The sequence below is a fragment of the Segatella salivae F0493 genome (genome assembly GCF_000477535.1).
GTDB classification, from domain to species: domain Bacteria; phylum Bacteroidota; class Bacteroidia; order Bacteroidales; family Bacteroidaceae; genus Prevotella; species Prevotella salivae.
This window is the reverse complement of the sequence record NZ_AWGW01000025.1, coordinates 212,763-237,539: the sequence shown is the minus strand read 5'-3', so window position 1 is coordinate 237,539 and position 24,777 is coordinate 212,763. Positions and strand designations below refer to the sequence as shown.

Below are 24,777 nucleotides of genomic sequence, written 5' to 3'. Positions count from 1 at the left end.
ACATAACGTGAGTTCGACGAATTCACGTTATTTAGTTAAAACAATTTACAGATAAAGATACTACTTTTACACCAAAAAGATAAACTCAAAAACAAAACAAAACAGGACCACTTTAAATGATTCTATAGGGCCACTTTGCACGATTACAACAGGGCCTGCTTAAATGAGCCAAGAGGGACCACTTTAGGTAAGTATTTCCAATATCCCTATGCGTTACTACTATAAGGGCAAGTTCAGGAGGGGTTGGATCAATATTGTCAATCCCTTCCGAGGCACATGGGTTGTGGGCACGTCCGGTTCCGGAAAGACATTCTCTGTCATAGAGCCTTATATCCGTCAGCATTCGGCCAAGGGTTTTGCAATGGTTGTCTATGACTACAAGTTCCCGACGCTTGCAACCAAGCTGTATTATCATTATAGGAAAAATCAGGTGCAAGGTAACCTGCCAAAAGACTGTAACTTCAATATCATTAACTTTGTCAATATTGAGTACAGCGCACGCGTCAATCCTATCCAGCAGAAGTACATTGCTAATTTGGCTGCAGCACAGGAAACAGCGGAGACACTTATTGAGTCCCTTCAAAAGGGACAGAAGAGTTCCGGTGGCGGTTCCGACCAGTTCTTCCAGATATCCGCAACCAACTTTCTTGCAGCCTGTATCTTCTTTTTCGTAAACTACAACAAGAAGCCTTTTGACGAGAACGGCAATGAACTCTTCCCCGAATACGGCGAGGATAAGGGAACCCATCACAAACGGCTGACCGGGAGCGTATTTAAGGATCCGCAACAGGTCGGTAACAAGAAATACCAGGTACAACCGGCCTACTGGAAAGGTCAGTATTCGGACATGCCTCTCGTTCCTGAATCATTCCTATGATGAGATCTTTGAAGTTTTGAAGACCGATCCGGAAGTCTACCCGCTTTTGGGGCCTTTCATGACTGCTTTTGACAATGGAGCCATGGAGCAGTTGGAAGGTATGATAGGCACGTTGCGTGTGCAGACTTCACGTCTGGCCACCAAGGAGTCATATTGGGTGTTCAGTGGGGACGATTTCGACCTGAAGGTGTCGGATCCCCGACATCCAAGCTATCTGCTTATTGCCAATGACCCGGAGATGGAAAGCATCATCGGAGCGTTGAACGCCCTGATTCTGAATCGTCTTGTCACCCGTGTTAACAGCGGTATGGGAAAGAATATCCCAGTAAGCATCATTGTCGATGAGCTGCCGACACTCTACTTTCATAAGATAGACCGTTTGATAGGTACAGCACGAAGCAACAAGGTTGCTGTGACATTAGGCTTTCAGGAACTGCCGCAGTTGGAAGCAGACTATGGAAAGGTGGGAAAAGATAAGATCATTACCACCGTAGGTAATATCGTTTCCGGCTCTGCCCGTTCAAAAGAAACGCTTGATTGGCTGTCGGGCGACATCTTCGGAAAAGTCGTGCAACTCAAAAAAGGCATTACCATTGACAGGGACAGAACATCCATCAATCTCAATGAGAATATGGATAGCCTTGTTCCTGCTTCCAAAATCAGTGATATGGCTTCCGGATGGCTGTGTGGCCAGACTGCCCGGGATTTCGTGGTTACGAAGACAGGCAGACGGGACTCGATGGATATTCAAACCGCAGAAGAGTTCAGAACCACCAAGTTCTTTTGCAAGACCTCTTTTGACATGGAACAGATCAAGGCAGAGGAGACAGACTACAGCAATTATCCTATCCCGAAATTCTACCACTTCGATTCTGAAGACTCCAAGGAGCGTATTCTGTATGCCAACTTTGAGCGGATAGACCAAGAGGTAAAGAATATGATAAAGATTGTCCAGACAGAGTTCAAAAAGGAAGAAGGCACCCAAACAGCCCATAGGAAGAGTGACAGGAAGTCTTCCAAATAATTTTTTCCTTCGTTTTTATTGCATAAGAAAGGGTCACTTGAACCGTAAAGTTCAGATGACCCTTTATTTAATTTCTTATCTCCGGAAATGTCGGCGAGGTTTCTGTTCTTCTTCCTCCTCTTCTTCATCTTCCATGGATAACTTATAGTTCTCGATTTCCTGTTGGAGGTTGTTGGCGTGTTCCCGGAACATGAAGTTTTGGAACGGGGTATTTGATTTTCTTCCTTTCTTAACTTCACCAAGGCGTTGATATATTCGGCCTTGTCCTTCTTCAATACCTTATTGGGTACCAGGCCAAACTCATTCTGAAGATGATTCATGATCAACCTTGACATCCTGCCGTTGCCGTCTACCCATGGATGGATCGTGACGAGTTTCAGATGTGCGTCAAAGCTCAAACGGTATTGCTCATATACATCGGGGGTCTTTAATAGTTGTTCCCGTCTTTCGTTCATTTCCTTGCAGAAATCTTCTAACTTCTGTGGGACTTTCAGGTAACTCATATAAGACTTTCCCATAGTTCCTGCCGTAACGTTTACCCGACGTAAATCTCCCTTTGACGAGTCAAATACACCGCCAGGTGCATTGAATATCCTCCCCGGTTCTTCTCATTACGATTGAAGACAGTTCCTTCAGCATATCGATGGAGAAAGGTGTGTGTTCTCTTGCCATTTCCATGCTTCTTTCGTAGGCAGCTTTCAGGTCGAGGTTCATGTTCTGCTCAATGATGCTTTTACCCTTGGCAGAAAGACCCTCGTCAAAGAGCAGCTGGTTCTCTACCTCGGTCATCGTCGAGCCTTCGATAGCCGTTGAATGGGTCACGATTGAGTAGAGATAGAATTTTTCATAGTCTATCTGTTCTTGGAAGCACAATTCCTTGTGCTCTTCCAATATATCTAAAAATTCTTGTTTGTTCATAATTGCCTTATCTTTAGACAGCAAATATACTAATTTACGGTTGATTAAACAATTTTTTTTAGGAGAAAAAGCCTGTACACCCATTTAAAGCACTTCGGAATGATATAGCTGCAACCACTCTGGTATCTCCCGAAGGACACGGGCTTCAGCCGACGCGGCGGAAGACGTATCTTTGAGATAGGTGATTTTCCGTGTACCATTGAAGTCATGTTCTTTAAACTTTATGACAAACATACCCTCCGGATCTCCGACTACCCACCAACCGGGATTAGTTACTCTCTGTAATACGAAACGGTCAGCCGGGACAGGTCGTACTGCTTCCTCACCAACAAGAACGGCATCAATGACTTGCGCTGAACCGATAAACTCCGTTGTCTGTGGCAAGGCTAACAGACGCTCTACGGCTTCATCACGGCTATTGCCGACAGATGCAGCCTGAATTTCATTCCCGTCTGACAATTTAATAACGAACTTGTATCTTTTCATCTTCTTTCCCCGTCATGCCGGTAGGTCAGCTTTAATTGTTTATGATTTAATATTTTATTCTGGGCATCCCGATTCTCAACCTTTTTAGGTTTTTCAGTTTCTTCGACCCGAACTTTTTATCATTCCGTTGTTTGCCGTGTTCCCTGTCTGCGATACCTTTGCAGAATAAAAGTCAAAAAAGACTACAAGCGGATGAAAAGTGAGGTCAAAATCAGAAGCGGAAATGGAAAGATAGATAGAAGCAAAATATAGTAAAGAGCATAGCTGTATATATGTATAGCCGTATGTGCGTATATACGTATAGCAGATGTATGTGTTGACCAACAGATGTGTTGAGGTGTTGAGGTATTGGTGTATATAGTATTCAAAGCATTAAACGTTCCCATCTATGTTTGCGGAATTATCCACGCAAAAATATTGACATATCGTTACCGCTTGACATTCCTTTTCTTACCCGATTTCAGCATGTGCATACCCATTAGGGAACAACGTTGTCGGAATGCCATATCGTCCTCGTCAGGCTTCTTACCCCAGCCTCCCTTAGGGGTGGAACCGCCGCTGGCACTCTGCGAAATCTCTGTTGCCTTGTCAAGATAACTAAGAAAAAGAGCTGTAGCAACCAGGTGGAAATACTCACCTAAAGTGGTCCCTCTTGGCTCATTTAAGCTGGCCCTGTTTTATTTTTTTTGTAGTTTATCTTTTTGGTGTAAAAGTAGTATCTTTATCTGTAAATTGTTTTTAACTAAATAACTCGCAGATAACTATGCCTAACCATTCCATTAAGATGATTAAACTTCGTCAAGCATTTGGCCTTTACGGCTCAGGATATGGCTCACGTTCCATATCTACCACACTTGGTATTTCCCGTACAACCATCAGGAAGTATCTTCGTATTTTTAATGAAAGTAGTTTGTCCTTAAAAGAACTTCTTTGTAAGGATGATGCCACGCTTTTTGATTTCTTTGGACTTGCTCCAGCAACTTATCATAGTCCCCGATTAGATGCGCTTTCGGCTCTACTTCCCGACTATGCCAAACGTCTCCGAAAGCGTGGTGTAACAAGAAAAACACTCTACTCGGAGTATATTAAATGTTATCCACAAGGGTATTCCTATTGCAGTTTCAATCGTTTCTTGAGCGCCTATATGGCCTCCCGCAAATCACTTTTTAAAGGATTTAGTGCTTGCGGGCTTCCCGCAAATCATTCCGCAAAAGGTTTGGAGCTTCCGCGCATGGCGAAAGTCGTTTCCCAAAAGGTTTGGAGTTTCCGCACATGGCGAAAGTCATTTCCCGAATGGTTTGGAGTTTCCGCGCATGGCGAAAGTCGTTTCCCGAATGGTTTGGAGTTTCCGCGCATGGCGAAAGTCGTTTCCCGAATAGTTTGGAATTAGTTGTTGCAAAGATATGGAAATTAACGGTTCAGCGTAATGGGCATGTACGTCTGCTGGGACATTATTATAGTGTACCCCACACTTATGTGGGAAAGAAAGTAACCGTGTTTTACACCTCCCAGCATGTTGAGATATGCCAATACTATACATAAGAGGGAAAGAGTATTACGAACAAGAATTAAACAGATAAGATAATGTCAATGAATGAAGAAACACTCAGTCGGATGCAGCATATGCGCCTGCTGGGAATGCATGCGGCCTTCAAGGCTTCACAAGAGAATTTTACACTTGATAAAATGACCAACGATGAGTTTATCTCATGGCTTATTACCAATGAGTGGGATGATAGATGCAACCGAACTATCGAAAGACTTGTCAAGGCTGCAGGCTTTAGATATGAAGCTTCCTTGGAGCATATAGATTACGATGTAGACAGAGAGTTGGATCGCAACTTGATACAACGACTGGCTGACCTTGGTTTTATGAGCGAAGGTAGAAATCTTTTCATAGTGGGCAGTACAGGAACAGGGAAAAGCTACATTGCTACAGCACTTGGATATAGGGCATGCCAAAAAGGGTACAGGGTGCTGTATACAAATACAGCAAGGCTAATGGCACAATTAAAAGTAGCAAAAGCCAAGGGGAGCATCCTGCAGGAACTCAAGAAAATAGAACGTACAGAACTGCTCATTCTCGATGATTTCGGACTACAACCTTTAGATACTACGGCAAGAAATCTGCTCATGGATATTATAGAAGACAGACATGGGAAGAAATCAACCATCATCGCATCACAAATACCCATAGGAGCATGGTACGAAGCCATAGCAGACCAAACCGTAGCTGATGCCATCATGGACAGAATCATACATGGGGCAATTAAAATTCAATTGAAAGGAGAATCTATGAGGAAAAGAAAAAATATATGAAAGAAAAGAAAAACAAAAGAAAGTGAGAAATCACTTACAATGTAAAGATATTATATCTATTTTTGCAAAATAAATAATAGTAATAACTGGCAAAAGAAGATACGATTGAGAAGCCAGAAAAGATGAACGCTAACAACAAAAGTTATAAAATAACTACATAGGGTCAGTTTCGAAGATTATATGGGGACAGTTTCAATGATTTTTTCCAATAAAGGCACAAAAAGCGAGCAGTACGAATAAAATATTGTTAAAAAATAGACCTTACTACAATTTTTTATAGTAACCGTTTGGATAATACGATTTTTTATAGTATCTTTGTCTTGTCTTAATAAAACAACAGAATATGAAACAAGAAACAGAAACAATGAAGGTTACACCCGAGGAAAGAGACCTGATTGAGCAGATGAGAAACGACAACCGTTCCTATCCCAACGGTTATCCCAGATTACTGAAAATCATCATCGAGAAGTTCTACTCAATGCTTCGCCAACCCTATTAACAACAAAATACCGCCTCTCCCTAAATGGGGAGGGGCTTCAATAAAAGAAAGGAATACAACAATGGAAACAGTTATTAGAAAGCCGGTAGTAGTCAGCGATATGAAGCAGCGTTTGGCAGACATCAACCTGTCCGTGTCGTGGATGGACTTTGCCAATAGATACTTCCACAAGTCATCATCGTGGTTCTACCACAAATTAAACGGTATCGACGGCAATGGTGGCACAGGCGGTTTCAATGAGGAAGAGATAGAGCATCTCCGTGGCTCACTTTTCGATCTGAGTGACCGCATCCGCCGAGCTGCAGAAAGAATTTAGGCGTGGTTATCTGTTGACCATTCAAGGCAAAAGCCGCCCGTCGCCTACGGGCGCACATCAGCCTCTCGCATTGCGAGGGGCTTTCCCTTTATCCAATCCCACCTCCTCACTTTTATCCAATCTTAAACAACTCCTCATTTAAGATAAGTAGTTATTATTATCCTAAATGAAAATTTGTTCGAAATGTCTATTACGCCTATAACGAGGGGATTCATGGCGGATTACGCAGAAAAAACGTAACACCTACGGCGTTGAAATGTGTATTTCTCAATGCGTTTTATATAGAAACATAATGTGACGGTTCTTGTTTATAAGCATACCTAAATCAAAATCACAATATGTTTGCCGCTGAAAAATTTCGTGATTACGAATAAATTATTTCAAAAAATCATTTGCTTTTGAGTTTGATGAGCCTTATTCTCCAAGACTTCTATATAGGTATACGACACAGGAAAGCTGCTGTTGGCGAGTTTCAAGCAGTTCCATTTGGGCATCAAGTGCGTCGCGTTCGGCCTCAAGTACATCGAGATAAGTAGCTCGTCCGTTCATATAAAGTTGACGAGATACCTCAACCGAGTGTTCCAAAGTCTTCACTTCTTCCTCTTTTAACGCATAATAGGCGGCGAGATTCTTGTTCTTTGACAGCAGCGTACATACCTCTGAATAGGCTGTGAGCAGTGTTTTGTCATATTCATATAAGGCTTGTAGCTGTGCGGCGTCAGCCTGTTGGAAGTTCGCTTCGATAGCTTTTCGGTTGATAAGTGGTGCAGTTAGTCCTCCCACAACACTGTAAGCGAGCGACTTAGGCATACGCGTTAGGTAGGTAGGATTAAAGGCTTCAAGTCCTAAAGTGGCACTAATGTTTACCGAAGGCAAGAAGGCTTTGCGCGCCGTCTCCACGTCCCAATGCGCTGCAGCGAGTTCATGTTCAGCCTGACGGATATCGGGTCGGTGGCTCAGGAGATTGGAAGGAAGTCCTGTAACGATTGTTTTCACGTCTTCATTCAACAACTGTTTGGCATCTCGTTGAATAGGCGTTGGGTAACGACCGAGCAGTAAGTTGAGTGCATTTTCACATTCGGTAATCTCTTGTTTCAATGCAAACTCCTGCGAACGCGCCTTTGCAAGCTCTGCTTTGAACTTCTCAACAGCCAGTTCAGTGTCGCTATCGGCCTCCTTTTGTATCTCTGCTATCTTCTCCGCCTGACGCTGAAGATCGATGTATTTGCGTATAAGTGCGAGCTTGTTATCTAAGGCCAACAAGGTATAATAATTGCTTGCGACCTGTGAAATCAATGAAGCGCGCACAGCATTCTGGCCTTCTAAGGTTGCCAAATAACGTTCGACAGCCGCTTTCTTGCTTGACTTCAACTTGCCAAAGAGGTCGAGTTCCCAGTCAAAGGCAAAGCCCGGGTGATAGTTCATGAGTGGATCGGGGATGAGTTTTCCAGGAGTCATCTCGGTAGAAGCATTGCCGGCACCCTCACTTGTGTATCGTCCGGCCTTGCTAACTCCTACTTCTGCTCCCACGGAAAGCGATGGAAGCATGGCTCCTTTGGCTGCAATCATTCCGCTTTTTGCCACAGCTATCTGCTGCAATGTTATCTTTAAGTCTTGATTATTGACTAAAGCGGAGTCGATAAGTGCCTTGAGTTGTGGGTCGGTGAAAAACATTTTCCATGACGTAGGCGTAGTCTTCGCCGTCAGCGTATCACCATTATATTGTGTGGGTAGCTGCAAACGCGTGCGGCTATTGACTTGCGTCGCTTGGGGAGTCTTGCAAGATGACACTCCGATGGCAAGCAGCATAAGAAGGAAAATATTATTTCTTTTCATCATTTTCAAGTTTATATTGTTTGTCTTTCTCCTCTGTCAATGGCTTGTTTCGTTGGTAACGAACCATCTTTACATGGTCGGCCATGCGCCCAAAGATATAATACAATCCCGGAACGAGAATGAGTCCGAAACATGTTCCGAATAGCATTCCACCTGCAGCTGCCGTGCCAATGGTTCGGTTTCCAATAGCCCCTGCACCATGAGCAAATACTAATGGCAGCAAGCCGGCTATGAAAGCGAACGATGTCATGAGTATAGGACGGAAGCGAGCTGCCGCACCTTCGATGGCCGCTGCACGTATACTCTTGCCTAAGTTGTGGCGTTGCACGGCATATTCTACCATTAACACTGCATTCTTTCCAAGCAAACCAATCAGCATGACCATAGCAACTTGGGCGTAGATGTTGTTTTCCAATCCCGTGAGTTTTAGGAAAATGAACGTTCCACAGATGCCCGCAGGTAGACAAGTAATGATTGGAAGCGGCAAAAGGAAGTTCTCATATTGTGCTGAAAGGATGAGATAGACGAACGTTAAACATACAATAAAGATAATCAACGCTTGGTTTCCTTGGTCTACTTCGTCTTTAGTGATGCCGGCAAAGTCGTAATCATAGCCGTGAGGTAGCGTCGAAGCAGCCACCTCTTCGATTGCTTTGATGGCCTGACCACTACTGTATCCAGCTGCTGCTGAGCCTGTAACTTCGGCAGAATTATATAGATTATGCCGCGTCATCTCACTCATTCCATATACCTTTTCCATGTGTAAAAAGTCGGCATAAGGCACCATTTCACCTTGGTTGTTCTTAACATTTAACTGCATCAAGTCTTGTGGAAAAGCACGATATTTTGGGTCGGCTTGCACGATGACCTTATAGGGCTTACCAAATCGAACAAAGCCCGTCTCATAGTCAGAACCAATCAATGTGGAGAGATTATCCATGGCTGTACCAAGTGTAATGCCTTTTTGTGCGGCGATATTATTATCTACTCGAAGCATGTATTGAGGGAAACTGGCCGAGTAAAAGGTAAAGGCTGAGCCTATTTCTGGACGCTTATTAAGAACTGAAACGAAGCTCTTGCTGACCTTTTCCATAGCATGATAGTCGTTACTTCCAGTCTTATCGAGGAGTCGAAGCTCGAAACCTGACGCCGCACCATAGCCTGGAATAGAAGGTGGTTCGAAGAATTCTATGTTGGCATCTGTTATCTGTTGGCACTTACTTTCAAGGTCATTGATAATCTCTTTTGCCGTCCGACTACGTTCCTTCCAAGGCTTAAGATTAATCAAACACGAACCAGAGTTGGCACTGGTTCCTTCAGAAAGGATCTCATATCCAGCCAAAGAAGACACACTTTCTACGCCATCTTCCTTTGCAATTATACTCGCAAGTTGATGTGCAACCTTATTCGTTCGCTCAATAGTAGCACCAGGTGGTGTCTCAATTACAGCATAAATCATGCCCTGATCTTCTTGAGGAATAAAGCCCGATGGTAACGAATTGTTGATAAAGAAGGCTCCAATGCAGAACAAAAGTAACAGTGGAAGCGTGATAATCTTCCTCGAAACAGTGCGTTGAAGCACGTTGCGATAGCCGCCGATTCCTTTGTCAAAGCCCGCATTAAACTTATCAAGTACACGATTAAGCCACGTCTTTTTGATGTGGTTATCACGCTCCCGAGTCAATATTAGCGCACAAAGCGAGGGCGTAAGTGTTAGGGCTGTGAAGCCCGAAAGCACGATTCCAGAAGCTATTGTGATTGAAAACTGCCGATAAAACATGCCTTCTGGGCCACCCATAAAGGCTACAGGAATGAACACAGATGCCATAACTAACGTCACGGCTACTATGGCTCCACTGATTTCTTTCATTGCCTTTTGCGTGGCTTCCAAAGGTTCTAAGCCTTCTTGGGCTATCTTCACATTGACCGCTTCGATTACCACGATGGCATCATCGACCACGATTCCAATCGCCATTACTAAGGCAAAGAGCGATATCATGTTAAGCGTTATGCCGAAAGCATTCATGACTGCGAAGCTACCTATTAACGAAACAGGGACTGCAAGGCATGGAATGAGGGCAGAACGCCAGTCTCCAAGGAACAAGAATACAACGAAACCAACGAGTATAAAGGCTTCAAACAGCGTGTGAATTACCTTTTCTATAGAGGCATCAAGGAATCTGCTGATGTCGTAACTCAACTCATAATGCATGCCCTTTGGCATGTCTTTTTGAAGGTGAGCCATAGTTTTCTTGACGTTCTGAATAACTTGTCGCGCGTTCGATCCATAGGCTTGTTTCAGTGTTATGGCTGCAGACGGGTGACCATTCAACGTAGAATATATGTCATAAACCTCACTCCCGAGGCTCACATCTGCTACATCTTTGAGTCTAATAAATTGCCCATCAGGAGTTGATTTCACGACAATATTGCTATACTCTTCAGGCGTTGTATAACGTCCTGGATACTTCAACACATACTCAAAGCTTTGTGCATGCTTGCCCGAACTTTCCCCAAGCTTGCCTGGAGAGGCTTCAATGCTCTGCTGTTGTAAGGCATCTGTGATGTCGCTTGCAGACAAACCATAGGCCGTAAGCTTATCAGGCTTGAGCCAAACACGCATGGCAAAGCTCCTCGTTCCAAGGATATCAAGATCTCCAACGCCATCAACGCGGGCGAGTTCTGGGGAGATATTGATGTCCGCATAATTGAAAAGGAAGTTCTGATCGACTTTAGGATCATCGCTATATAGGTTGATATACATGAGGATATTAGGCTCCTCACGAGATATTTTCACTCCTTCGCGCACAACAGCTGGCGGTAGTTTGTTAGTCGCTGCCGACACTCGGTTTTGCACATTGATAGCATCGACGTTTGGATCTGTACCAAGTTTGAAGACAATGTTTATCTCTCCTTCGCCGTCATTGCCGGCATCCGACTCGATATACTTCATTCCCGGCACACCATTCAGTGCCTGTTCAAGAGGTATAAGCACTGACTTAATCATCAGTTCATTGTTGGCTCCCGGATAATCGGCTACCACATTAACCTTTGGAGGGGATATAGATGGGAACTGAGTAATGGGTAAATTGAACAGCGAAAGAATGCCAATGAAGACGATTACCAATGAAACAACGATGGCAAGTACTGGTCTTCGAATAAACTTTTGAAACATATTGACTGTTTATTAGCGTCTTTTTTTCTTCTTATAAATGGTTGTTCTCATCATGAAATAATATGGTGTGAGAACTTTTCTCGGTTGTAAAGCGTGATGAAAAGCCACCTGAAAATCTTAGTCGGCATTCAGTTGAACACGCTTCATGGCTTCACTTGGTGTGTAATAACGCGTCTTTACGTGTTGACCATCATGCACTTTCTGCACTCCACTCAATAAAATCTTGTCGTTGGCAGTTAGCCCTTCGGCGATAATAAACACCTCTGGTTGTTCAAATGCCACTTTAATCTCGCGTGAATGTGCATAGCCTGCGCCATCAACAACAAACACATAGCGGCGGTCTTCCTCTTCATACGTGGCCTGTTGTGGGATTACCAACACGTTGTGTAAAGGCATATTGATGCGCACTGTGCCTGTTTCGCCATTGCGAAGCAAGCCTTTCGGATTGGCAAAGTGGGCGCGAAGAGCAATATTTCCAGAGCTACTGTCAAACTCACCAGCTATGTTTTGGATGTAGCCTTTAGCCGAAAAGGCGCTTCCATTGGCAAGAATCAGCGTCAAAGGAAGTTTGTTTCGTTCGGCAGAATGTTGCTGATAGTCTATATATTCGGGTTCAGAGATGTTGAAATATACGTTGAGTGACGAGTTGTCGGATAGTGTAGTGAGCAAGTCACCTCCCTGCACTAAGCTCCCAATCTTTTTCGGAAGACTTCCTATAACGCCTGTAAATGGGGCGCTGATTAAGCATAACCGTGCTTGAATCTGTGCCAATTTATAATCTGCCAAGGCTGCATTGAGCTTCGCTTTGGCCATCTTTTGTGCGTTGGGCGAAACAATTTGCCCCCTCGTTAGCGTTGTTGTGTTTTGCAGTTCAATGCGTGCTTGCTCGACTTCTGCCTTTGCCCGCGCCACATTCTGTTGCGCTCCAACAATCGAAATGCGGAAAAGCGGCTGACCGGCTCGCACCTGTTGCCCTTCTGTGACATAGACTTGCTGCAAGATTCCCTCCTGCTGCGCGCGTACTTCTATGTTTTTTCGCGATTCAATATTGGCCACATAGTCCTTTGAAACTTGTGTATTGGTTACCCAAGGAGACGTTACTGCGTAGACCGTTTGGTCGCTGTTTTCCTTGTTTTTGCGGCATCCTGTGACTACAATCAACGTGATGATAGCCATCAACAGCATCTCTTTCTTCATACCTAACTAATGGGTTATCCGATTATCTTTTACTAATGATTCAAGTATTAAATACAAATTTATAGATTTTTTAAGTAGGTTGTTGTAAATCTATCATTAAAAAGACTTAATAGATAGAAATTAATTGCTTCTTTAACTCATTTTTTATATAATGTAAAGTGAGGTTAATCATCTCGCAATCTGTCTCATTTCATCGTGCGTTTTGCCCCAGATTACGCTACAAAGTCATAGGAATTGTGAGCACATCTCACTTGTTGTGTTTTTTAATCCAATTTTATCCCCCTTGTCTTTGGATTTGGCGTGGGTTATCATTTGGCTTTCAGCGTGCTGAAATAAAACACTATGCGTTGCATCATACAGCAGAAGCATCTCTATAACTCCTTTGAGAAAAGAAGATGATTTGTTTGCTTTTTTACAAAAACAATGCAGGATTTTGTAAATAAGTTATGACATTTTTCATTTATCTTTGTATTCAAGAACGAGACAAAAAGTTTGTTTCTATAAAACGTTATCATTGCTTATATGGCATCATCTCAGTTGATTTCTCTGCCGAATGCGTTGTCGGTGTCGTCCCTTCTCACGATAGAAAAGGGCGCTTTTCAACGTGAATCGTGCTGCGCATCAGCGCTGAGTAGCGAGTCAATCAAAGTAAAACGTCTATACCTTATATATAATAGGGGCTTTCATTTTCATCAACTTGTCGGCCCCTATGCCTCACTTTTCCTCGCGAAAGGGCAGAATAGGTGCGACAAACTGCGGCAAGAGCCGACTTCTTAGCTATCAAAAGAATTTATTTATTTACCGGAATCGGAGCACCTTTCGATAGTAAAGATAACTCCATTTCATAGTAAACACTTCAAAAACAACACCTATGTCAGAAGAAAAATTTAGAGTAGAGTCCGATCTTTTGGGCGAACTTAAAGTGCCAATCGATGCTTATTATGGCGTACAAACACAGCGTGGAATCAACAACTACCACATTTCACGAAAGAAAATGCGTGATTATCCCGACTATGTTGTGGCAATTGCCTACGTGAAATTAGCTGCAGTGCAAACCAATCACAGCTTAGGCGTGATCAATGATGAGATATCTGGTGCCATAAGTCAAGCCTGTCAAGAGATTATTGACGGTAAGTTTCACGAGGATTTCCCTATAGATATGATGCAAGGTGGAGCCGGAACATCGGTTAATATGAATGCCAATGAGGTGATAGCCAACCGAGCTCTTGAGATAATGGGACACAAAAAGGGAGAATATCAGTATTGTTATCCTAACGATCATGTTAATTGTGGTCAGAGCACTAATGACGTTTATCCCACTACTATACGTCTTGCACTCATCCGAATGAATAAGAGTCTTGTGGCCAGTCTAACGGGATTAATCAGCGCTTTGCGTTATAAGGGCGAAGAGTTCAAGGATGTTTTGAAGATGGGACGCACCCAGTTGCAGGATGCAGTGCCTATGACGGCGGGCCAAGAGTTTAATGCTTATGCCAACAATCTTGAGGAAGAGATTCTCAATCTGGAACGAAACATCAAACTCTTACATGAGATTAACATGGGCGGTACAGCCATTGGAACAGGTCTTAACGCTGTACCGGGCTTTGCAAAACTATGTGCTGCCAACCTAAGTAAACTCACAGGAGAACCTTTTGTGTCTGCAATCGACCTCGTAGAAGCTACTCCTGACACCGGCGCTTACGTCAGTTTCAGTGGTGCTTTGAAGCGTTTGGCAGTGAAACTCTCTAAGATTTGCAACGACTTCCGCCTCATGGCATCTGGTCCTCGCTGTGGTCTTAACGAGATAAATCTTCCTCCTAAGGCTCCAGGTTCATCGATTATGCCGGGTAAAGTCAATCCCGTTATCCCAGAAGTTACTAATCAAGTATGTTTCAAAGTCATAGGAAACGACACCACAGTAACGTTTGCTGCCGAGGCAGGTCAACTTGAATTAAACGTTATGGAGCCTGTAATCACCGAGTGTCTCTTCGAGAGTTTATGGTGGCTTCACAATGCTATTGACACGTTAACTGAGGAATGTGTGCTCGGCATTACAGTCAACAAAGAACGTTGTTACGAAATGGTTAAGAACTCAATCGGCATCGTTACCGCGCTCAATCCATACATTGGATACAAGAATAGCACAAAGGTTGCGAAGGAAGCCCTTGAGACTAACCGCTCCGTTTACGACATTGTACTCGAAAAAGGCTTGCTAACGAAAGAAGAACTTGACGAAGCTCTCGATCCAAAGAATATGCTTGCATCGCATAAGTTTATTAAATAAATCATCTGCTTCAAAAGAAAAGAGGCTGCAAGGAATTATCCCTGCAGCCTCTTTTTTATGGTTATAGCCTCGTCCCTTTAACCAAATCATCTCCTTATGTTATGCAATTCTAAGTGTCTGTTTTAATTAGTCGGTCGATGAAGGCAATGGAAACTAAGCCCAAAGAGCCTCACTTTGTTTCTGAATATGCCTAAAATCTTGTTGCTAAATAAATGAAAGAAAGTCAATAGGTTACGGAGTTTATTCCATTGTTCTTTTGAAAGGAGACAATAATCTGCGTCATATCATCGTGTAAAATAGGGCAAATTATACGATGATTTGTGTCATTTCATGCGGTAAAACAGGGCAAATCACACGACGATTTTCATAAATCCACGACATCACTATCCGCACATAGCGAGAGGATAGCATTGTCGTGGTTTTATGTTTACCTTATACATCGTGTTGTTTTGTATTCATTCTGGCTTCTACAACGTTAACAACGTAGTCGCCAAGTTTCTCACATTCCTGAATCAAGTCCATGTACATCGTTCCTATAGTATAGGTATAGGTGTGCGAGTTCACGTCATTGATGTTCTCGTTTTTCAACTGATTGCGGAAGTTATTGATTTCATTCTCGATGTTGAATGACTTGTTCACGTCTACCGTTTCACGGCTATGATTGAACATATAGTTCATTTGTTCGAGCGCATTATTAGTTAAGTTGAACATCTGATGAATGTGATCGTATTGTTGAGCGGTAAAGTCTTCCTTGCTGGTAAAGCGTCGATTGATGGTGCGGGCCATGTTATAACAGCTATCTCCGATGCTTTCTATCTCGCTAATCTCACGTAACATTGCGCGAATCTTAGCCTTAGTGTCGTCACTTAAGTGCGAGTCGCTGACCTCATTCAGGTAGTTTGCAATCTCCACTTCCATGTTATCACTGATTCCTTCATACTTTTCGATGCGCGTATATGTCTTTAAGAACACCTTCTCATCTTTCTCTTCGAGCAGCGAACGAACCATTCCGAACATTCGTTGGATGCGTTCTGCGAAACTGGTAATCTCTTTTTGCGCTTCAAGTACAGAGAGTTCAGGAGTCTTCATGATACCCGATTGGATGAAACGCAAGCGGAATTCGTCCTCGTCGGCTTGCTTCTTAGGTTTGATAACAAAGCAAACTACCTTCTCTATCTGCTTGATAAAGCCCACCAAAATACATGTGTTTGCGAGGTTAAATGTGGTGTGGAATGCCGCAAGTACAAAGCTTAACTTCGCTGCATTGGCTAAGAAGTGGGGGTCACCTTTGGTCATGTATTCATCGAAACCAACGAAACCACAGACCATATTGATGAAAGGTTTGAAGATCATTAGCACCCAAATAACTCCAAAAAGATTAAAGAACATGTGGGCAAATGCCGCTCTTCGTGCCTGCGTATTAGCCGTTAGAGCCGCTATATTGGATGTAACCGTCGTACCAATGTTCTCTCCCATCACCAAAGCTATACCCTGATAGATAGGTAAAACGCCACTCGAGCAGAGGATCATTGTTATCGCCATGATGGCGGCGGAACTCTGAACACACATCGTTAGCACGCTACCTATGAGCAGAAATACAATAGTTGTGACGAAGCTATTAGGGTCAAAGGAAGCAAAGAAGGCTAAAACGGGCTGGTTATGTGCCAGATCCATGTCGATGCCTGTTTGCCTTAGAGTTCCTAATCCGAGGAACATGAACGAGACACCAAAGATGAAATCGCCGATAATCTTACGCTTTTTAGAATATATAAGGATAATAGCGATGAAGAAAGCAGGCCAAACAAAGTCGGTAATATTAAACGAAAAGCCTGCACTCATAATCCAAGCTGTGAGCGTAGTACCTATGTTTGCGCCCATGATTACAGAGATTGCTTGCGCTAAAGTGAGTAGACCGGCATTAACAAATGACACAGTCATGACCGTCGTTGCAGTCGAACTTTGCACTGCTGCAGTAATAAATGTACCGGTAAGAATACCTGTAAAGCGGTTTGTTGTCATTGCTCCGAGGACATGACGAAGCTGAGGTCCCGCCATCTTCTGTAAGCTATCGCTCATTGATTTCATACCAAACATTAGTAAAGCTAATGCACCTATGAGCCTAAAAAATATCCAAATCGACATATTTTAATTTAATTTGTAATGCCAGAATTATACAATCTGCCAACTTTTTCCTACCTTTGAACGGCTTGATATGCCTCACGCTTAGGCAAACTCAAACACATATTGTATCACAGATAAATATTAACGATATGAAACAAGAAGTGCAAATACGTTGCAAAAATAATAAAAAAACGGAGAAAGTTGCTATTGGAAGTACACTTTCTGATGTTTTTTCACAATTTAAACTGACTCTACCATATGGCCCTATTTGCGCCAAAGTAAATAACAAAGTGGAGGGAATGCATTATCGAGTATACCATAGTAAGGACGTGGAATTCTTGAATATGCAAGCTCCTTCGGCTTCACGCAACTACACACGGACTTTGTTTTTCGTGCTCTGTAAAGCCGTTCATGATCTTTATCCCAAAAGTTATGTCATCATAGATATACCTGTTTCCAACGGCTATTACGTCAATTTGCAACTCGGACACCCTGTAACGCCAACCGATGTTGAATGCATTTATCAGCGCATTCAAGAGATTATTGACGCTCATTTGCCTATAAAGCGCTTCGAAGTTCCCACAGAACAGGCGATAACAATGTTCAGAGAACGAGGTGACGAGGCTAAAGCGAAGCTCTTGGAGAGTGCTGGTCGGCTCTACACTACTTATTATGAGATTGACGATTACGTTGACTTTTATTACGGATCGCTGTTGACCAACACGAAGAAACTTTATCTTTTCGGGCTTGATAAGTATTATGATGGCTTGCTCTTACGCGTCCCTTCTATTGAAAATCCAGCCGTTTTGCCTGATATTATCCCTCAAGACAAGATGTTTGAGATATTCAAAGAGCACCATAAGTGGCAGGAGATACTCGGTGTTCGCACTGTAGGCGATTTCAATGAAGCCGTTACTTTGGGCTACGCTACTGACTTAATAAACGTCAGTGAGGCTTTACAGGAGAAGAAAATTGCCCAGATTGCCGACGAGATTGCAAGCAGAAAGGGAGTCAAACTCGTGCTGCTTGCAGGCCCGTCTTCGTCAGGAAAGACCACCACTTGCAAGCGCTTGTCTGTTCAACTGCTTGCCAATGGGCTCAAACCCCTACAGATTAGTCTTGACGATTACTTCATAAACCGAGATGAAACGCCTAAGGATGCTTCGGGAGAATATGATTATGAGAGCATCTATGCACTCAATTTAGACCTCATTAACAAGCAGTTTAATGCACTGTTTCGAGGCGAAGAGGTTGAACTTCCCAAGTATAACTTCCAGCAAGGAAAGAGTGAAAAGAGTGGAAAACGACTGAAAATGACGGATAATAACGTGCTGGTTGTTGAGGGAATCCATGCGTTGAATCCCGAACTTACGGCTCAAATTCCAGAACAACAGAAGTTCCGTGTCTACGCATCGGCATTGACAACGATTCTCCTTGACGACCATAACTATATCCCAACTACTGATAATCGTCTGCTGCGTCGCATCGTTCGAGACAATAAGTATCGTGGAATTTCGGCGCAAGATACCATTCGTCGCTGGCCATCGGTACGCGCAGGAGAGAACAAATGGATATTCCCCTATCAGGAAAATGCCGATGCTGTCTTCAACACGGCTATGCTTTTTGAACTTGCTGTGCTTAAAACGCAGGCCGAACCACTATTGGAACAGGTGCCCGAAACATCCCCAGAATACAGCGAAGCCTATCGATTGCTGAAGTTCTTAAAGTACTTTAAGCCTATCAGTAACCGTGATATACCCCCCACTTCTCTATTGAGAGAGTTCCTCGGTGGTAGCTCGTTTAAGTATTGAAAACGCGAACTTGGCCCCTGACTTCAAGGTTATTAGTTCACGTTTTAAGCCCTTTTCTGTACCCAAAAGAGGGTAAGCGGAATATGGGTTAAAACAAAACAAAAGCATTTACAAAAGCCTTCTCATCATGAATGCATTTGAAACGCCTCAGGCTTTCGCGCTGAACACGCGTTGTTTTGAATGAGTTCGTAACTTGTTGTGAGTCAATTTGTTTCACGAAAGAAGTCAAAAGAGCGAGTGAAATCACGTGGAAAATTCATGCAATCTGCCTCAAATCATGGCCTGTTTTGACGCAAAGAAAGGGACAAAGTGCGTCATTTGGCAGCATAAAATGATAGGAATGACTTGGAAAAATGATGGAAATGGCGGTAGAAGGTACAGGAAAAGAGTAGATGAGAGCACAAAAATGGTTTTCCTGTTTCTATTTGATGACGCGGTGAAGTGTTAAAAAACGGATAATAATCTTTACAAAATGACAGGCCCAACAAAGCGTATTTTTCGTGCAACAACATTCAAGGTGTTTCAAAATAAGATAAAAAACAGCGCGTATTTGAATCCAAAACATCAATGGTTTCAAATACGCGCCCTTTGTTTTTGCTTTCAAAATATGTTGTAATGCCTATTTATATCAGGTTTGTTTCGACTAAAAAAATTGATTTTTTATAGTTGAACAATGCCGTTTGTGGCGTCAGTGCATCACGGCATTGAGGCTTTATTTTGCCCCAATCTCCTTGATTAAGCGGTCGGCATGGCCCCATTTGTCAATCATATAGAGCACATAACGGATGTCAACGCCAATGCAACGAGCCAGTCGGTTGTCGAAGTTGAGGTCGCTACTCAAGCTATCCCAGTTGCCATCGAAAGCCAAACCAATGAGCTCTCCCTTGCCATTAAACATCGGAGAACCAGAGTTTCCGCCCGTAATATCATTATTAGTTAGGAAGCAAAGTTGCATCTTTCCCGTCGTCTTATCTTGGTATTTGCCGAATGATTTCTCACTCATCAGCTGCTGCATAATAGGTTCTGCCTTATAATCGAATAGCCCGTTATCTCCCCGTTTCATCTTTTCGACGATGCTTTCTGCCGTGGTATAGTACCCTGAAGGGCGTCCACTGAGGTCGAAACCACCTACTTGTCCATAGGATAAACGCATAGTAAAGTTGGCATCACTATAGTGAGGTAAGTCTTCCTCCATACGCAGTTTAGCCGCACAAAGCATTCGTTCCTGGTTGTCAATGCTATCTCGTGTCGCATCAAGGGCATGGTTAAACACCTCGCGCATTGCCTTGAGTTGTGCGCCATATTGTAGGCCGGCATCTTTCTTAATGGCCTTTTTCGTGACGTAAACTCGTTCGTCGTTAAGCATCAGCGCAGATGTTTCCCAGAGGTGGTCAACGTATCTTTTGTAGTCACCGTGGCATTTTTGGTCGATGATTTGATAGAAAGCAGGGAGATATTTGGCATCAACATGCTCGCGATAGTTCTTTAACAACGCGGCCTGTACATCCTTATCAAGAGACGCATCCCATGTGTTGCTGTTGTCAGCAAACGTCACATAATCGCCCTTTTTGTCTTTCTTTGTCATGCTGGTCAAGGCTTTCAATGCCCTATCGGTAAGCTCGTTGGTGCGCAAGAAGGTTTCTTGGAAGTACATAGCTGCCTTTCTTGTCTCAAAGCGTTCATTGTAAAGGCGAGCCATTTTGACGAAATCTAACTGTCCTTTTAGATAGCTTGTAGAGTCTTGCCAGTGGCGAATGATGTCCTCATAACGTTGCTTTTGTGCAATGAGTCCAATCGAATCAATGCACTTGTTCATGCCAATTGAGTTCTTCCAATAGTTCGCACTCTGGGCAAACTTAGAGTCATACTTGATGCGAACAGCCTCACTTGCCCGCATGTGTCGCGTCATAACATCTTGCTTAACGCCACGAACCTGCGCGCGAGGAGCATTTAATGCGTCGCGACGTTCACGTATTCCATAACTTGAAAGATAGCGACCTGTGCTGCCGGGATAGCCCATTGTCATCGAGAAGTCACCCTGTTTATACCCTTGAAGGCTTACAGGCGCCCAGTGTTTTGGATGATAAGGCACATTATCTTTATTGTAAGCAGCCGGTCGGTTGTTCTTATCGGCGTAGATTCTAAACACACTAAAGTCGCAAGTTTGACGCGGCCACATCCAATTATCGGTCTCTCCTCCGAACTTACCCATGGACTTTGGCACGGTGAACACAAGCCTTAGGTCGGTAAAGTCCTGATAGGTTGTGGCGTAATATCGGTTTCCTTCATAGAAAGCATTAATGTCAACGTAGAGTGTTGAGTCTTGTTTCTTGGCCTCAGCACTAAGTACATTCTGCAAGGAATCAAGGAGTTTGGCTTGATGATGGCGGTCCATTGCGGCGAAACCCAACTTCATTACCTCGGGAGTTACATCCTTTTGGCTCACCATAAAGCTTACAAACATGTTCTTGTTAGGTAGTTCTTCGGCGTAGTTTTGAGCCACAAAACCATTCAACATGTAGTCATGTTCGACGGAAGAGTGGCTTCTTATGGCCTCAAAACCACAGTGATGGTTCGTGAAAACGAGTCCATCGGGGCTGACAACTACACCAGAACAGAAGCCCGAAAAGTTCACAACGCTGTTCTTTATGGCATCTTCGTTGTTGTAAAGTGCACCATAAGGCAGTGTAAATCCCTCGCCTTTCATCTGATTAAAGACTGCAGTTGGGAGGTTATAAAGCGTCCACATGCCTTCATCTGCACGTGAAGTGATGCATGTAAAGAGGTATAAGGGGATAAGAACCCCAAGTAGTTTCTTTCTCATGTGATTCAGTTTTATTGATTTATTTCTTGAATTTATCTTTTAATTTGACTAAACTTGACAGCGGAAGGTCACGCTTTATAATCACAAAGGCAAAGCAAAGGATGAGTAAAGTGTTGGCTGCAAGGGCCGCAATCATTGGGAGTTGGGCGTTGGAAAGCGTGATAAGTGCGAACAAGACGAGGGCAACAAGGGTGTAAATTGCAATGTCTTTGAGTGGATAACGAATGGGATAATACTTCTGTCCCAGTCGATAACTGAGCAACATACTAACTGCATACGACGCGAAACCAGCCCAAGCGCAGGCCCAATAGCCAAACTTTGGAATGAGAAGCACGTCTACTCCAATCAAGATTACAGCCCCAATGCCACTGAAATAGGCTCCCCAAATGGTCTTATCTATTAGCTTATACCAGAAACTTAGATTGAAAAAGATGCCAAACATGATTTCCGCTGCCATGACAATCGGCACAATTTGCAGTCCTTCCCAATAGCTTTTACCCACAATATAGCGTAGAATGTCCATATAACCCATGACACAAAGGAAGGCCAAAAGTGTGAAAATGATGTAGAACTTCATGGCTTTGGCATAGGTTTTCTTGTTGTCTTGCTCTTTCGTCTGACTGAAAACGAAGGGTTCATAGGCATATCTGAACGCCTGAGTAATAATGACCATGATCATCGCGAGCTTGATACAAGCTCCATAAATGCCTAATTCCGTGCGGGCATCTTGGGCACTTCCGTCATACATCCAAGGGAAAATAATCTGTGATGCGGATTGATTTAGCTGCCCCGCAACACCCATAACAAGGAGTGGCCAGGTGTATTTCAGCATACGTTTACAGGTGGCTTTGTCGAAAGGATTACGGAAACCACTCAATTCTTTGCCTAAGAAGAAGAGCGTAAGTACGCTTCCTGCCAGCTCAATCCAAAACACTCCAACAACATTTAAGCTAAAGTTTGCATCGTAAATCCCAAAGAGATTCAACTTGAAATAAGGCAAAACAACAAGGTAAAGCAACACTCCTATGATGTTAACTACTATGCTTATCATGCGTAAAGTGACAAACTTTATCGGACGATGTGCATAGCGAAGATAAGCCATTGGGATATTAATGAAGGCATCAACTGCCACACAAGCCGCCATGATCATAATGAATTCATGATGGTCGGGATAGCCAACGACATCGGAAATTGGACTTAAAAAGAGGGCAACTAAGGCGACAAAGCACACCGAAGTGAGGGCAACCATACGCAAAGCTGTGGCATATACCTTCTCGGGTTGCTCGCCCTGACGGTTCATAAAGCGGAAGAACGTCGTCTCCATTCCATAAGTTAGCACGATAATCAGTAAGGCAACATAGGCATAGATGTTGGTAATGATGCCGTATTGTCCCCCTGCTGAATTGAACTTTATCGTCTCAATGGGCACTAAAAGATAACCAACAAAGCGGGCTGCAATGGAACTTAGTCCGTAGATTGCAGTGTCCTTAGCTAATGATTTTAAGTTTGCCATAACATAAACAAATTAATTTCCACTCCCCACTTCTCCCCAAGAAAGGAGAAATCTAAATGGCGTGGCCTTCTTATTTCTTATAGTTCTAATTTTATTCTTATCCTTATCGGTGTCTCGTTGTATTCCAATCACCCCGCCATTCAAAAGAACATATACGCCAATCCGATAGCTGCAATCACGCCAGCTAAGTCTGCAAGCAAGCCACAAGCTACCGCATGACGCGTATATTTGATGTTTACACAGCCGAAGTATACAGCCAAAATATAAAACGTTGTGTCTGTACTGCCTTGGAACATACAACTCAATCGGCCCACAAAACTATCTGGTCCATAGGTCTTCATGGCTTCAAGCATAAGCCCACGAGCACCACTTCCGCTCAGCGGTTTCATGAAAGCGGTCGGTAAAGCGCCTACAAAGTCGGTGTTAAGTCCGCACTTTTCCACACACCATGCAATGCCATTGATGAGCATATCCATAGCTCCTGAAGCACGAAACACACCAATGCCCACCAAGATGGCAACCAAATAGGGAATGATTTTGACTGCCGTTGTAAAGCCTTCTTTGGCACCTTCAATGAAGGAATCATAGACATTAATCTTCTTGATGACGCCCGCCACAATGAAAGCCATGATGATTGAGAAGAGAATCAGACTTCCGCTGAGGTTTGCAATGGTGTCCATCGTCTTCTGATCTAACTGCCCAAAGCCCCAGATAACAAGGCAAACAAAGGCTGTCATGCCTCCAATGAACGCCAAAAGTGCGGGTTGAAACAGATTGATATGCTGCCAAAGAGCGGTTATAATGATGCCCACGAGCGTGGCAATTGTCGTAGCTAACAAGATGGGAATAAACACATCAGTCGGCATTGCGGCCCCATTTGAGGCACGAAATGCCAGTATTGTCGTTGGGATTATCGTCAAACCACTCGTGTTAAGCACAAGGAACATAATCATCGGATTAGTCGCTGTGTCTTTCTTTGGGTTTAATTCCTGCATCTGTTGCATGGCTTTTAGTCCCGTCGGCGTGGCCGCATTATCGAGTCCAAGCATATTAGAAGCGATGTTCATAAAGATACTTCCCATCACGGGATGGTTCTTTGGGATGTCTGGAAAGAGTTTAGTGAAGATAGGACTCAAGGCTTTTGCCAACACGTTTACGATGCCGGCACGCTCTCCAATCTTCATAATCCCGAGCCAAAGTGATAGCACTCCCGTCAAGCCCAACGATATTTCGAAGGCATTTTTCGATGAATCGGTGGTTGCTTGCACTATCTTTTGGAAGACGGTTGTATCTCCCAAACACAATGAAACGAGTGCAAACAGAAAGGCAATGGCAAAGAATGCCACCCAAATATAATTCAAAACCATACAAGATGCAAAGTTAACGGAAAACCATTATATATAAAAGAAAATCACGAAAAAACATGAAACTCAGCGTGATTTCAATCGTTAAACGATGTGGGGCATAAAGGATAAAGCGCTGGTTTTTGGCGCATAATGATGTGAAATGATGTAAATAAGCTTCTCCTTCCCCTTTCTTCATGTTGTCATCTGCGTCATTTCACCGTGTGAAATGAC

The 24,777-nt window shown here is 43.4% G+C and carries 15 protein-coding genes and 2 pseudogenes; 8 read left to right on the top strand and 9 right to left on the bottom strand.

Annotation, left to right across the window (positions count from 1 at the left end):
* Positions 1-199: 199 nt before the first annotated feature.
* Positions 200-1,901 (top strand): annotated as a pseudogene (locus HMPREF9145_RS08610) (type IV secretory system conjugative DNA transfer family protein); the annotation flags it as partial.
* 75 nt (positions 1,902-1,976) lie between these two features.
* Here HMPREF9145_RS08610 and HMPREF9145_RS08605 read toward each other — a convergent pair.
* Both HMPREF9145_RS08605 and HMPREF9145_RS08600 read right to left on the bottom strand, forming a co-directional pair.
* Positions 1,977-2,819, bottom strand: a pseudogene (locus tag HMPREF9145_RS08605) (Fic family protein).
* A gap of 84 nt (positions 2,820-2,903) precedes the next feature.
* On the bottom strand, positions 2,904-3,305 hold the full coding sequence (locus tag HMPREF9145_RS08600; RefSeq protein WP_021825862.1) for a hypothetical protein: 402 nt from the start codon (positions 3,303-3,305) through the stop codon (positions 2,904-2,906).
* Between the two features lie 784 nt (positions 3,306-4,089).
* On the opposite strand from HMPREF9145_RS08600, the gene HMPREF9145_RS12495 reads away from it, so the two are divergent.
* From HMPREF9145_RS12495 to HMPREF9145_RS08580, 5 genes are all read left to right on the top strand, one after another.
* A complete protein-coding gene (locus tag HMPREF9145_RS12495; protein ID WP_021825977.1) occupies positions 4,090-4,695 on the top strand; it encodes a hypothetical protein in 606 nt (201 codons plus the stop codon).
* Positions 4,578-4,847, top strand: a complete 270-nt coding sequence (locus HMPREF9145_RS13510; RefSeq protein ID WP_155945297.1) for a Mu transposase domain-containing protein — start codon at positions 4,578-4,580, stop codon at positions 4,845-4,847. Before HMPREF9145_RS12495 ends, HMPREF9145_RS13510 begins: the two co-directional genes overlap by 118 nt.
* Positions 4,848-4,889: 42 nt before the next feature.
* The gene (gene istB, locus HMPREF9145_RS08590) at positions 4,890-5,624 is read left to right on the top strand and encodes an IS21-like element helper ATPase IstB (RefSeq protein ID WP_021825918.1); all 735 of its coding nucleotides are present in this window, start codon (positions 4,890-4,892) and stop codon (positions 5,622-5,624) included.
* 343 nt (positions 5,625-5,967) lie between these two features.
* Positions 5,968-6,123, top strand: coding sequence for a hypothetical protein (locus HMPREF9145_RS13505; RefSeq protein WP_021825858.1), 156 nt, complete (start codon positions 5,968-5,970; stop codon positions 6,121-6,123).
* A 61-nt stretch (positions 6,124-6,184) separates the two neighbouring features.
* A complete protein-coding gene (locus tag HMPREF9145_RS08580; protein WP_004373772.1) occupies positions 6,185-6,439 on the top strand; it encodes a DUF5053 domain-containing protein in 255 nt (84 codons plus the stop codon).
* 414 nt (positions 6,440-6,853) lie between these two features.
* On the opposite strand, the gene HMPREF9145_RS08575 is transcribed toward HMPREF9145_RS08580, so the two are convergent.
* From HMPREF9145_RS08575 to HMPREF9145_RS08565, 3 genes are all read right to left on the bottom strand, one after another.
* On the bottom strand, positions 6,854-8,278 hold the full coding sequence (locus tag HMPREF9145_RS08575) for a TolC family protein (protein ID WP_036907130.1): 1,425 nt from the start codon (positions 8,276-8,278) through the stop codon (positions 6,854-6,856).
* Entirely contained in the window at positions 8,262-11,450 is a 3,189-nt protein-coding gene (locus HMPREF9145_RS08570) for an efflux RND transporter permease subunit (protein ID WP_021825784.1), read from the bottom strand. Before HMPREF9145_RS08570 ends, HMPREF9145_RS08575 begins: the two co-directional genes overlap by 17 nt.
* A gap of 117 nt (positions 11,451-11,567) precedes the next feature.
* Positions 11,568-12,647, bottom strand: coding sequence for an efflux RND transporter periplasmic adaptor subunit (locus tag HMPREF9145_RS08565; RefSeq protein WP_021825841.1), 1,080 nt, complete (start codon positions 12,645-12,647; stop codon positions 11,568-11,570).
* A gap of 871 nt (positions 12,648-13,518) precedes the next feature.
* Between HMPREF9145_RS08565 and aspA the strand changes: the two genes are divergently transcribed.
* On the top strand, positions 13,519-14,931 hold the full coding sequence (gene aspA, locus HMPREF9145_RS08560) for an aspartate ammonia-lyase (protein WP_007135010.1): 1,413 nt from the start codon (positions 13,519-13,521) through the stop codon (positions 14,929-14,931).
* A 432-nt stretch (positions 14,932-15,363) separates the two neighbouring features.
* On the opposite strand, the gene HMPREF9145_RS08555 is transcribed toward aspA, so the two are convergent.
* Entirely contained in the window at positions 15,364-17,073 is a 1,710-nt protein-coding gene (locus HMPREF9145_RS08555) for a Na/Pi cotransporter family protein (protein ID WP_021825792.1), read from the bottom strand.
* Positions 17,074-17,201: 128 nt separating this feature from the next.
* On the opposite strand from HMPREF9145_RS08555, the gene HMPREF9145_RS08550 reads away from it, so the two are divergent.
* Positions 17,202-18,863: a nucleoside kinase gene (locus tag HMPREF9145_RS08550; protein ID WP_036907128.1), complete on the top strand. Its 1,662-nt coding sequence runs from the start codon at positions 17,202-17,204 to the stop codon at positions 18,861-18,863.
* Positions 18,864-19,575: 712 nt separating this feature from the next.
* Here the strand turns inward: HMPREF9145_RS08550 and HMPREF9145_RS08545 are convergent.
* The 3 genes from HMPREF9145_RS08545 to HMPREF9145_RS08535 all read right to left on the bottom strand — a co-directional run bounded on the left by HMPREF9145_RS08545 (position 19,576) and on the right by HMPREF9145_RS08535 (position 24,567).
* Positions 19,576-21,687 (bottom strand): S46 family peptidase, encoded by a 2,112-nt coding sequence (locus HMPREF9145_RS08545; RefSeq protein ID WP_021825934.1) that lies wholly within the window; start codon positions 21,685-21,687, stop codon positions 19,576-19,578.
* A 19-nt stretch (positions 21,688-21,706) separates the two neighbouring features.
* Positions 21,707-23,200, bottom strand: coding sequence for an oligosaccharide flippase family protein (locus HMPREF9145_RS08540; RefSeq protein ID WP_021825980.1), 1,494 nt, complete (start codon positions 23,198-23,200; stop codon positions 21,707-21,709).
* 140 nt (positions 23,201-23,340) lie between these two features.
* A complete protein-coding gene (locus tag HMPREF9145_RS08535) occupies positions 23,341-24,567 on the bottom strand; it encodes a nucleoside recognition domain-containing protein (protein ID WP_007135016.1) in 1,227 nt (408 codons plus the stop codon).
* Positions 24,568-24,777 lie beyond the last annotated feature (210 nt).